Raw genomic sequence first — 10,097 nt, 5'->3', positions numbered from 1 at the left:
TTTGACTTTTTAGAATTAGAGACCCTTTGGACCTCTGGTTTTGCTAAAAAACCACCCCGAAAAGAACTCTTGATTCGCAATCATTAAGAGACGTGTTGAAAAATCCTATTCCCTAACTTTTATTTACGCGTCCCTCACTATAAAAAATATATGGAAAATCAATAAAGTATTTTGGATAAAAAAGAGCATGGTGCCCCCAGAGAGCGAATCAGGCTTTAGCAACAAGATTCAAAGTATATAAAGATGTGTAAGGGCGTATTGATGTCTATAGCTTTTTATGATTCAATAAAAAAAGTAAGTATTAAAGAAAAAATCTCAAATCAGAAATTAAAGGTGGTCTAAAAGGTGGACCCAAAAAGGTGGACGAGCAATGCTTGAAAAGGTGGACGAGAGGGGACGTTAAGTGAGGGCGATTCATCGGTTATCAGCATCATTCGTAAAGACGTCCTCGCAGGGTAAATATTGTGACGGGGCGGGGCTATGGTTGAATGTTCGAAAAGACAATACACGCTCTTGGTTTTTTCGCTATACGCACCACAATAAGCGCCGTGAAATGGGACTTGGTCCTGTTACGAAACTCTCTTTAAAAGAAGCGCGTGAGCTTACAAGATATTATAGTGATATTCTTAAAGAAGGCAATGATCCTATTGTCTTTCGAGAACAGACTATTTTAAAACAGCAAAGCAATATTTTTCAAGAAATTGCAAAAGCGGCTTTTGAAAGCAAAAAAGCAGAGTTGAAAAATGAAGGTAAAAACGGCCGCTGGTTTTCTCCACTAGAGTTGCACGTGATTCCACACATAGGCAAATTACCTATAGAAAAATTAACAGCCAATATCATCCGCAATGTTCTCTCACCCCTTTGGCATGAAAAAGCAGACACAGCGCGAAAAGCACTTAACCGTATCAATATTTGCTTGAAATATGCTGCGGCTCTTGGTTTAGATGTTGATTTACAGGCTTGTATGAAAGCACGCGCTCTTTTAGGAAAACCACGTGCTACATCAACAAATATTCCTGCTATGCCATGGCAAGAGGTTCCGGCATTTTATCAAAGCTTGGATGATAAGATCCTTTCAAATTTAGCACTGAAGCTCTTGATTTTGACTGGAGTACGGTCGTATCCATTGCGCTATTTGCGCCTTGAACAAATTGATAAAAATATATGGACGATACCAAAAGAAAACATGAAAGGTATTGTAGGGAAAGTTTCAGACTTTCGCGTGCCACTAAGTGATGAAGCTTTGAGAGTTATTGAAAAAACTCTCCCCTTTGAAAAGAATGGTTTTCTCTTTTCTGGTCTTAGAGGCAACCCCATTTCTGATGCCACCATGGCAAAGTATATGACAGTTTGTGGTTTGACTTATCGTCCCCATGGTTTTCGTTCAAGCTTACGGGATTGGATAGCAGAGACAACGTCAACACCATTTGAGATTGCCGAAACTGTTCTTGCACATACAGTTGGGAGTTCAGTGACGAAAGCCTACATGCGAACGGATTTTTTAGAACAGCGACATATTCTCTTGGAACAGTGGGCTTCATTTATAACAGGATAGAATTTTTACAATTACCTTTGCAGTGTTTTTTTAGTTATTTTGACGAGAAATTTGATATGTCCAATTCTGTGAAAATAACAGTTTTAAATGTGTAAAGCTATTATTGATAGTCTCTATGAGACGAGTAAAATTAAGAAACCATTTTCTAAAGAATTTCGCGCGTCTCAGAGTATGTTTAGAGTCGGATATTTGGTTTTTGTGTAAAAATACTTACAAACGCATCCATAATACGTGAAAAATCAAGTGCTAATAAGAGTATAATGAGTACAATCCATTTCGTATAACGCGACATCACTTTTACACTTTTGTAGGTCATGATGATTTCTTGGAGGATTTCTTTTTCTGCTTCTGTAAGTTCTGTATCGTCTTGTGTTTTTTTTCTAGCCATGTTTCCACCCACACACGCGTTCACCCTGCTTGTTATGCTTTAAGATCTCTCTTGCTAAATTAGAACTGATGACGTTGACATCTTGCCTCTCTAAATAAATTGGTAACCAACCAACACAAGAGATATACTTATTTGTCCCGCAACCAACGAGAAAGATCAGAACGCACATCAGCATCACTTTTTTGATTAACTTCACTTTCCACCTCCAGACGTGTTTTGGCTGCTTTTAAAGCTTTTTCTGTTTGCTTTTGTTGCTCTGCTTTTTTCCCAAGAGTAAAAGCTCTTGCTAATGCAATAAAAAAAGCGACTAAAGCCGCGCCTGTTATCATCAGATTTCTTTTCATCCATAAGATCATAGACGATGCTCCTGAAAGCGTTTAGCAACAAAGAAAATACCAGCACATGCGGCTAAAATCATAATGGTGGCCAAAGCCCATTGGATTGGTCCATTTCCTGCTAATAAGCCTCCAAGCCCAGAAAAAGAACCAATAATCGGTGCAAGGGCTTCGGCTTTGAAAAGCCCTGTTGGTGCTTGCGTTTCTACTGTTTGATAATTGGAGGAAACATAAGCCCCTTTTGCCCATAAGCCTGTTTCTGCCGCACGCCGGTGTGCGAGACCTTCAAGACGCTTCCCGCCTGCTTTGGTCCATTTCTGTAGCTCGGCAGGGACAGCTTCATATTCACCTTGATTGAGCTTTTTTAACAGTGTCGAGTTACAAAAGGCTCCTGTTCCTACATTATAGCAAAACGACACTAACGCCGCGAATTGTTCATCTGTTAATGAAACTGTAACAGCGCGTTCAACGACATTTTCAAATTGTCTTAAATCTTGGCAAAGAAGTTCTTCTGCTTGCTTTTCAGTGATTGTCATGCCTTCGTAAATAAAAGGCTTTCCAGCACTGTTTGTATGTCCATAACCTATTGTCCACACCCCAATGGCATCTTTATAGGCGTTCAAACGCAAACCTTCCCATTGTTTAATAAGTGCTAGTCCTTCTGATGATATTTTTCGCATATGCTTCTCCATAAAAAAAGCTCCGCAAAAAGCAGAGCTGGATTAAAAAATTGACATCTTTCTCATTCGGAAAGATAGCTTGGTTAAGCTTCATGTCGCTTTTTCATTGGAACAAAAGAAGATTTTTTCTCAACTTTTAATTTTTCTCTTGACAAATATTCGTTTATAAACGAATATAACATCATGTTTGAAATACGTCACTACCTTACTTCTGATGGCAAAGACTTGATAGCTGATTGGCTGCGAAAGCTCCGTGATATGCAGGCTAAAACTGCAATTATTCGCCGCCTTAATCGTTTAGAGCAGGGAAACTTTGGCGATTTCAAGCCGCTTCGTGAGGGTGTTCATGAATTGCGTATTAATGTTGGTCCTGGCTACCGAGTTTATTATGTCCAATCTGGAAAGACCGTATTGTTGCTATTATGCGGTGGCAGCAAAAAAACACAAGAGACTGATATCACTCGTGCATGTGCTTGCTGGCGTGATTGGCAAAACCGTGAAGATTAAAGGAGTGCAAAAATGAAAGACCGTAACCATGATGATGCAATGGCAGAAATATTCCGTGATGATCCTGAGTTGGCAGCAGCGACCCTTGATGCAATCCTAGCAGATGGTGATCAGGGTGAGCTGCTTGTAACTCTACGCCAAATGGCCAAAGCTTATGGTGGTGTTCAAGCTGTAGCTAAAGCAGCCAACTTGAACCCAACACAACTTTACCGTACACTTTCAGAAAAAGGTAATCCAGAGTTCCGCAGCTTGAATGCTTTACTGCGTACCATGGGGTTTCGTTTGGCTGTACAGCCTCTTGAACGACCAGTTCCACACGTATAACTTTAGTGTATTAACCCCTCCCCACCTTTAAAGATGGGGAAGGGAGTTCTGTTTTTTTAATTAAGCAACCTTTTTAATGGGGCTCTCTAAATCTGATTCGTAAGCTCGCAATAAAGGTAACATAACTGTAGGAAACTCTGAATCGCCAAAATCTGTTAGAACTGTTAAGATTTTAAGTATATTTGGCACCTCATCTTGAAGTTTGAAAATCAAAGCTTTTTCTACCAAACTCATGATGTTAATCAGAGCTGTACACTCTTTTTCATTAATATTTTCATCATTAGAAAACTGATATAAAGCTATCCACAAATCGCACAAAAAATCGACACTGCTATTCATTGCACACCTCCAAAGATTTGTTCTCTCAAACATGCCAATCCTCTGGAGGTGATTTTTGTTGAAGGCAGCACCTTTTCTGTACCATCTGGTCTTTGAATGGTGATAGCAGGGCAGTCCATAAAGCCTTTCTTGATTTTATTCTGATAAGGTAACAGTGGCGCTCCTGGAGCACGCCGATACACCCAATCATGTTTACGCAAGTAATCAGTTAAATCCTTTGGTCGTACCTCTAACATCTTTGCTGCTTCTATCAAACCGAACAGCCCATCAGAACGCTTTAAGCCTTCAAGCGCTTCTGCTTTTGGTGCTAATTCTGCAATAACATGATCTTTCTGCTCTATTTGACTTTGTAAGTGATTCAAAACACCAAGTAATGCCTCCGGTTTAGAGTAGTCAACTTGTGGTGTGGCTACCTGTTTTTCTAATTCTTGCCAGCGGTCAATGATTTTGGCTCGTAAGGCAGTACTGTAACCAGAAACAAGAATTAAACATTCGCGCTTAGGTAAGTTATAACAAGGGCGGCTTTCACCTTTTGCATCAACGTAAGTACCGATAAAATCAACCAATCCAAATTTGGAGCCGTTAAGTTCTTCAAGCATCTTCTTGATATCACGCATAATATGTGCGTGCTGCTTTTTACACAAATCAGCAATTTCACGACTAGACATAGTTTGATGGATAGCACTATTAGCAGTGTTTCCTTTAATTTTTATAAGAGTGTTCATGATGAACTCCTATTGGTTAGACGTTTTTGATTGACACTTTTATAAATAAAGTGCCGGGTGCTCAAAAACACGGCCAATAGTCCGTCGTTATGCTTTTCCCATCAAGAGTATTGTATAGCATAACCACACCCGACGAGATCATTATATGCATGTAACATACAATGAGTCAAAGCCTTTAATGTGCGGAAAAGAGATTGTTTCGGCAATCTATCCGCTATTGGTTTAAGGTGTTTTTGAGGCACCTGATTCGATTATTCACATTGTCGCCACAATGTCAAGTGGCAATGTAATGTTTTTATAAAAGTAATCGGTTAAGTCCTTTGGTCTTACTTCCAACATCTTTGCTGCTTCTATCAAACCAAACAAACCATCAGAGCGTTTTAAACCTTCCAAAGCTTTTGCTTTTGGTGTTAATTCGGCAATGGTGTTATCCTTCTGCTCAATTTGGCTTTGTAAGTGATTCAAAACACCAAGTAATGCTTCGGGTTTGGAGTAGTCAACTTGTGGAGCGGCTATCTGTGGTGTCACTACTTGTTTTAACCGTCTTTCACATTCGATAAAGTATAAACGAGCTTCTCTACCTTTCTTATTATTTTCAAGCATAGAGAGCTCTTTGGCTACACTTAAAGTCAGATGATAATCTTTACGATTGTGACCACCTCTGCCTTTGCTCGCCAAATTTGGCGACCAAACAAAGTCTTGATTTTCTAATAAATTATATTTTTTGATACGGTCAGTAATCCAATTGGAAAAATCTTTACCTATTTCTAAAAACGCATGTAATTCACGTGCGTTGACTGTTTGAACGATATCACCATTAATCGTGGTTTGATGTATATCAATTAAATACTGTGCCATAATTTGGCTCCTATGTGCTTAAAGGTTTCTTAATGACACTCAATTAAAGAGCGCCGGGTGCTAAGAAACACGGCACATAGCCCGTCGTTACGCCTTTCCCAAAAGGGTATTGTATAGCATAACCACACCCGACAATATCATTATATGCTTGTAGCATACAACGAGTCAAAGTTTTTAATTGGCGGTGAAAAGATTGTTTCGGCAATCTATCCGCTATGTGTTTAAGGTGTTTCTTAGGCACCTGATTCGATTATTCATATTGTCGCCACATTGTCAAGTAGCTTCTAATAATTTTTTGATATTTTTGCTAATTGATATCTTCCTCATCCATATGGATAACGCCTTCACCTTCGTCGCATGCGTCTGGTGGGGCGTTTGGGTCGAGGGTATCATCTTTGTCTGGTGTGGTGTTTGCAACGTTTCTAGCTGTGTCTTCTTGGGCTTCATCAAAAAGCTCGCACTCTATTTTTGTGGTGTAACCACTCGTTTTATCAAGTTTGTGCTTAACGCTCTTGATGCGCCATTCTGCTGGAATATAGGGGCGGAAAGGGGGCTCTTGAACAAGCTTTGCTTCTGCTTGCACAAACGGATCACCACCGATATCACATGAGAAAGAAGACTTACCGCGTGATGATTTATTGCGATAAGCAGCAATGGCCGCAACAGCCTCTGATTGGTTATGGTAGGTGTATTTGAGTTCATGAAACGGCGGATTACCAACTTTGACTTCTTTTTTTTCACCACTGCGGATATCATGATAGGTTGCGAGAACACCGCCTTTCTTCTCTTTGTCTTCTTCTTTCTCAGATTCTTTTTCTGCTTTTTCTGATTCAGATGATGATGCTCTGTCACTGTTATCCATATGGATAAAGTTTTCATCATCATCAATCTCTTCTGGCTCTCGTGCATCAGCAGCGGCTTTTTGGTCGTCCCCCACATCTGTTTCTAAGCCATTGGCTGCACCTGCTTCATCTCGTGCGCTGTATTTAAAATCCCAAGAGGTACAATGTTTTTCATGGATAACAATAACGGGGAGTGTTTCACCAGTGATGGCTTTGCCTTCGCCCCGTTTAGCCAAAACAAGCTTGCCATCAACGGGTTTTGCTACCGCATCATAGTCTTCTGCAAGGCGTGTGGCAAAAGCCATATCGCTTTCAGAAGTTTGGTCAATGTGACGCACAACAATTTTAGCAAGAGCAGGGTCAACTTTTGGTGTATAGCCATTACGCTGTGCTATCTCTTGAACAATACTGCCAAGGGTTTGCTGGTGATAGGATTGGCTTTTTGGGGTTCTGTAAGACGTGTTCATTGATGCGGCGCGCCCTGTCACGCTTAAGCTTTGTGGTGGGCTGCTTACAGAGATTTCGTCTATCAGATAGGATCCCATATCGCGGTTTTTGCCCCCTTCATAGCCAAGTGTGACAGAAATGATTGTTCCGATAAGAGGAATATCAAGAAAGCCGTTATCACTGTCACGTGCGCGGTCATCAAGCTCTATAGTGATACGGTCACTTTTGTTTTCTGCTTCATCGGTAATTTCAATCGACAAAACATAGTCCATCAGCATTCTTGTGATGTCCTCTCCATTTGCCATCACTGTGCAAAAAGGTTTCATGATTTGCTACCCCAAATTCTGATTACCGGTGTGGCTTTAGGATAGGGGAGGGTTGGCAAAACGATTGTGATTCCTGCTTTTAAAATGGGTCCATAGTCTGCAAGACCAAAATTTGCTGCATAAACGCGTTCAACAGCAAGGGCTTGTTGACCCTTTGCATAGTATCTCCAGCAAATGGCATCAACCATATCGCCTTCTTTTGTTACGTAAAGATCACTCATAGGTCTTCACCATATTCTCTCAATTTTATTGTAAATTCTTGTTTTTTTGGGGTGCCGTTATGATGAAAAACACTTTGCTTTTCCTCTACGGAAAGAATGACAAACTTACCTAAGATTTTGCCTTGACCGGTCACAAGAATGTGAGGTCCTTCATGTGCCATTTGCCGTAAATATTCGAGCTGTCTGTGACCACCTTTGAAATCTGGATAAATCACACCAGTTAAAGAAAATTCCGCATTTGCAACGGCAGGCAATTGAAGAGCTGTTTTGCGCCCCAATCGTCCTTGCTCTACCCATGGAATGCCATAAGACATATCAAGTGTTTGATAAGCAGCTGTTTCAATCGAAAAAATAAAACCACCCAAAGCTAACATCATGGTATTTAATCCGAAAGGCTAGAGGCTATGGCTAAACGTTGCTGTTTTGCATAGCGTTCAAGTGCTTGATTGACAGCGTCTCTGATTTCGTCCTTGAGACCATTTGGTACTGAAATATTGAGATTTGTAATGGTTACACGGGCGTCTACTTCAATGGGCTTATGAACCGTAATTGGCTTTGGAGCTTTAAAAGCACCTACTTTATTTGTTGCCTGCATTTGTCCTGTTTCAACGACACTTGTATTAAAACCACTCTTGCGTTTTTCAGGGGGGGTATTTGTAACCACTGCTGTATCCAGCATTTTTTTTGCCCGTGTATTGGTTTCATCAGTAAAGGTTTTAATGGTCTGCGTTGAAGTTTTGTCTATTGAGACATTAAACTTTGATTTTTTTCCTCCAAAGCCAGGTATCCAACTGGTTAATTTATTCATCATATTGCCAAATCCGTTATATAGATCACCCCATTTGCTTTTGATGCCCTCCCAAAGCCCATTAATAAGATTGGAACCTGCTTCCATTAAATCGACACCAAGCAACCATTTAATCAATGCATTTATGCCTTTTGCAATCCAAGAGAGGGGTGAAAACTTTTTAAAGAGACTAAAGAGGTTACTGAAAATGTTACTGCATAAATTAGCCAAAGAACTCAACAAATTTCGTAAGAAATTCATGACCGTATCCCAATTTTTATAAAGCAGATATCCAATTCCAATAAGGGCTGCAATACCAGCCATTATCCAGCCGATAGGAGTGGTCATGATTGCGATACCAAGCGATATAAAAGCAGAACCAACAGCGGTTATTGCTGGAATAACTGAAGCTATAAGAACTGCTCCAACCGCGGCTAAAGATGCTGCTACCCAACCATTGAGTTTGTCCCAATATTGATAGAGGACAAAGAGCGCTGCAATGCCACCCATTAACCAACCGATAGGTGTCGTCATTATAGTATAGCCAAGTGTGACAAACGCTGCTCCCGCTGCGGCTAATGCGGCAATGAGTGGACCAAAAATGAATGAACCAAGAGCTACAAGCCCCACCTTGAAAAGGGTTATTTCACCAATCAGAGGTTCTAGCCATTGGAACCAGCCTTTAATCCTCTCTGTGAGATCACTGATGCCTTTTCTTAAATCAGAGGTAGGATTAAGCAAATCATTAAGGACTTTTTTTAAGGTTTTCGCCCAGCTCGCAACGGTTGTTTGGATGAGGTCACGGTTTTCATCAATTAACTTTGAAAAACCGTCAACCATATCATTGATCACGGGCATGAAACGTGCACCAATAAAGCTCGCGATACCCCCTATTTTTTTCTTAAAGGCACCAAGCTTGTCACTTAAATCTGCTGCATAGCGTGCAACATCGGCACCTATCAGCCATTTTCCTTTTCGCGCCTTTGCAAACAGCTCTTTAATGGGTGCCATGCCTTGTGCAAGCATGGTCGCCATTTCTTTACCATCGCCCCCAAACAGCAGAGCGGCAATATGCTGTCTTTGTGCTTGGCTTTTCATCTTACTCATCTTGTCGGTAATTTCTTCTAACAAGACAGAAGTGGATTTGAGTTTTCCAGAAGTGTTTTTGACAGAAATGCCAAGTGCTTCAAAGCCCATCATGCCTCTTTTTTGTCCGGCATATGCTTGTGCTGAACGCCTATTTAAAACCGCTAAGGATTGTTGAAAAAGTTCGGCAGAAGTGCCTGAATTATCGGCTGCATCACCCCATAATTGAAGTGATGCAACACTCATATTTAAATGGTGTGATGCGTGATAAAGACTATCTCCCAGATGCATGGTTTTCATGGTGAGGGCGGCTACACTTGCCACAAGACCACCACCAGCAAGCCCTAAGACACCGGTAAAGACTGAAGCACGACTTGCCGCTGTGCTAAGAGCACTTTGAACGCCATGAAGGCTTTTTGTCATGTTTTTGACAGCAGCAGAAAAGCGCACAATACCCAAACTATGTGAGAGTGTTTTTGACAATGTATCGAATTTTTTTTGAAGATGTTTGAGAGGTGCGGTGAGTTTGTCTTCAAGAGACAATTTTACCTTTGCATCAGCAACTTTTTCACTCATTTTATCTTATACCTTTCTGCTGCTTGATTTCGCCAGAATATGAGTTCTTGCGGTTCCATTTCCATCATCTTTGAAAGGGACCAATGGAACACAATGGTAAT

General features: G+C 40.7%; 14 protein-coding genes. 3 read left to right on the top strand and 11 right to left on the bottom strand.

What is annotated here, in order from left to right:
* Nucleotides 1-403 precede the first annotated feature (403 nt).
* Entirely contained in the window at nucleotides 404-1,555 is a 1,152-nt protein-coding gene (locus ACFIMI_RS08555) for a tyrosine-type recombinase/integrase (protein ID WP_375692460.1), read from the top strand.
* A 175-nt stretch (nucleotides 1,556-1,730) separates the two neighbouring features.
* On the opposite strand, the gene ACFIMI_RS08550 is transcribed toward ACFIMI_RS08555, so the two are convergent.
* The 3 genes from ACFIMI_RS08550 to ACFIMI_RS08540 all read right to left on the bottom strand — a co-directional run bounded on the left by ACFIMI_RS08550 (nucleotide 1,731) and on the right by ACFIMI_RS08540 (nucleotide 2,958).
* A complete protein-coding gene (locus ACFIMI_RS08550; protein WP_375620805.1) occupies nucleotides 1,731-1,943 on the bottom strand; it encodes a hypothetical protein in 213 nt (70 codons plus the stop codon).
* A 128-nt stretch (nucleotides 1,944-2,071) separates the two neighbouring features.
* Complete coding sequence (locus ACFIMI_RS08545; RefSeq protein ID WP_375650784.1) at nucleotides 2,072-2,299, bottom strand: hypothetical protein; 228 nt, start codon at nucleotides 2,297-2,299, stop codon at nucleotides 2,072-2,074.
* Nucleotides 2,296-2,958: a lysozyme gene (locus ACFIMI_RS08540; protein WP_375682243.1), complete on the bottom strand. Its 663-nt coding sequence runs from the start codon at nucleotides 2,956-2,958 to the stop codon at nucleotides 2,296-2,298. Before ACFIMI_RS08540 ends, ACFIMI_RS08545 begins: the two co-directional genes overlap by 4 nt.
* 183 nt (nucleotides 2,959-3,141) lie before the next feature.
* Here ACFIMI_RS08540 and ACFIMI_RS08535 point away from each other — a divergent pair, with 183 nt between their 5' ends.
* Together ACFIMI_RS08535 and ACFIMI_RS08530 are read left to right on the top strand one after the other, a co-directional pair.
* Nucleotides 3,142-3,465, top strand: a complete 324-nt coding sequence (locus ACFIMI_RS08535) for a type II toxin-antitoxin system RelE/ParE family toxin (RefSeq protein WP_015857128.1) — start codon at nucleotides 3,142-3,144, stop codon at nucleotides 3,463-3,465.
* 12 nt (nucleotides 3,466-3,477) lie between these two features.
* The gene (locus ACFIMI_RS08530; RefSeq protein WP_208439803.1) at nucleotides 3,478-3,789 is read left to right on the top strand and encodes a DNA-binding protein; all 312 of its coding nucleotides are present in this window, start codon (nucleotides 3,478-3,480) and stop codon (nucleotides 3,787-3,789) included.
* Between the two features lie 60 nt (nucleotides 3,790-3,849).
* Here the strand turns inward: ACFIMI_RS08530 and ACFIMI_RS08525 are convergent, their stop codons facing one another.
* The 8 genes from ACFIMI_RS08525 to ACFIMI_RS08490 form a co-directional block, all read right to left on the bottom strand.
* Nucleotides 3,850-4,128, bottom strand: a complete 279-nt coding sequence (locus ACFIMI_RS08525; protein WP_375628341.1) for a hypothetical protein — start codon at nucleotides 4,126-4,128, stop codon at nucleotides 3,850-3,852.
* Nucleotides 4,125-4,853, bottom strand: a complete 729-nt coding sequence (locus ACFIMI_RS08520; protein WP_375692459.1) for a Rha family transcriptional regulator — start codon at nucleotides 4,851-4,853, stop codon at nucleotides 4,125-4,127. The genes ACFIMI_RS08525 and ACFIMI_RS08520 overlap by 4 nt, the downstream gene beginning before the upstream one ends.
* 255 nt (nucleotides 4,854-5,108) lie before the next feature.
* A complete protein-coding gene (locus tag ACFIMI_RS08515; protein WP_375692458.1) occupies nucleotides 5,109-5,711 on the bottom strand; it encodes an antA/AntB antirepressor family protein in 603 nt (200 codons plus the stop codon).
* Between the two features lie 307 nt (nucleotides 5,712-6,018).
* Complete coding sequence (locus ACFIMI_RS08510; RefSeq protein ID WP_375692457.1) at nucleotides 6,019-7,326, bottom strand: contractile injection system protein, VgrG/Pvc8 family; 1,308 nt, start codon at nucleotides 7,324-7,326, stop codon at nucleotides 6,019-6,021.
* The gene (locus ACFIMI_RS08505; protein ID WP_375637136.1) at nucleotides 7,323-7,547 is read right to left on the bottom strand and encodes a tail protein X; all 225 of its coding nucleotides are present in this window, start codon (nucleotides 7,545-7,547) and stop codon (nucleotides 7,323-7,325) included. Before ACFIMI_RS08505 ends, ACFIMI_RS08510 begins: the two co-directional genes overlap by 4 nt.
* Nucleotides 7,544-7,924: a phage tail protein gene (locus ACFIMI_RS08500; protein WP_375692456.1), complete on the bottom strand. Its 381-nt coding sequence runs from the start codon at nucleotides 7,922-7,924 to the stop codon at nucleotides 7,544-7,546. The genes ACFIMI_RS08505 and ACFIMI_RS08500 overlap by 4 nt, the downstream gene beginning before the upstream one ends.
* 5 nt (nucleotides 7,925-7,929) lie before the next feature.
* The gene (locus ACFIMI_RS08495; protein WP_375692455.1) at nucleotides 7,930-9,996 is read right to left on the bottom strand and encodes a phage tail protein; all 2,067 of its coding nucleotides are present in this window, start codon (nucleotides 9,994-9,996) and stop codon (nucleotides 7,930-7,932) included.
* Nucleotides 9,993-10,061, bottom strand: a complete 69-nt coding sequence (locus ACFIMI_RS08490) for a hypothetical protein (protein WP_375638239.1) — start codon at nucleotides 10,059-10,061, stop codon at nucleotides 9,993-9,995. Before ACFIMI_RS08490 ends, ACFIMI_RS08495 begins: the two co-directional genes overlap by 4 nt.
* Between the last annotated feature and the right edge of the window lie 36 nt (nucleotides 10,062-10,097).

This window comes from Bartonella sp. AP4SXKL (assembly GCF_042195845.1).
Taxonomy (GTDB): domain Bacteria; phylum Pseudomonadota; class Alphaproteobacteria; order Rhizobiales; family Rhizobiaceae; genus Bartonella.
This window is presented reverse-complemented; position numbering and strand designations above follow the sequence as displayed.

What these genes read in the sequence shown, in the direction of transcription:
- ACFIMI_RS08550 (WP_375620805.1), bottom strand. Translation starts at nt 1,943, where the DNA reads ATGGCTAGAAAAAAAACACAAGACGATACAGAACTTACAGAAGCAGAA.
- ACFIMI_RS08545 (WP_375650784.1), bottom strand. Translation starts at nt 2,299, where the DNA reads ATGATCTTATGGATGAAAAGAAATCTGATGATAACAGGCGCGGCTTTA.
- ACFIMI_RS08540 (WP_375682243.1), bottom strand. Translation starts at nt 2,958, where the DNA reads ATGCGAAAAATATCATCAGAAGGACTAGCACTTATTAAACAATGGGAA.
- ACFIMI_RS08535 (WP_015857128.1), top strand. Translation starts at nt 3,142, where the DNA reads ATGTTTGAAATACGTCACTACCTTACTTCTGATGGCAAAGACTTGATA.
- ACFIMI_RS08530 (WP_208439803.1), top strand. Translation starts at nt 3,478, where the DNA reads ATGAAAGACCGTAACCATGATGATGCAATGGCAGAAATATTCCGTGAT.
- ACFIMI_RS08525 (WP_375628341.1), bottom strand. Translation starts at nt 4,128, where the DNA reads ATGAATAGCAGTGTCGATTTTTTGTGCGATTTGTGGATAGCTTTATAT.
- ACFIMI_RS08520 (WP_375692459.1), bottom strand. Translation starts at nt 4,853, where the DNA reads ATGAACACTCTTATAAAAATTAAAGGAAACACTGCTAATAGTGCTATC.
- ACFIMI_RS08515 (WP_375692458.1), bottom strand. Translation starts at nt 5,711, where the DNA reads ATGGCACAGTATTTAATTGATATACATCAAACCACGATTAATGGTGAT.
- ACFIMI_RS08510 (WP_375692457.1), bottom strand. Translation starts at nt 7,326, where the DNA reads ATGAAACCTTTTTGCACAGTGATGGCAAATGGAGAGGACATCACAAGA.
- ACFIMI_RS08505 (WP_375637136.1), bottom strand. Translation starts at nt 7,547, where the DNA reads ATGAGTGATCTTTACGTAACAAAAGAAGGCGATATGGTTGATGCCATT.
- ACFIMI_RS08500 (WP_375692456.1), bottom strand. Translation starts at nt 7,924, where the DNA reads ATGATGTTAGCTTTGGGTGGTTTTATTTTTTCGATTGAAACAGCTGCT.
- ACFIMI_RS08495 (WP_375692455.1), bottom strand. Translation starts at nt 9,996, where the DNA reads ATGAGTGAAAAAGTTGCTGATGCAAAGGTAAAATTGTCTCTTGAAGAC.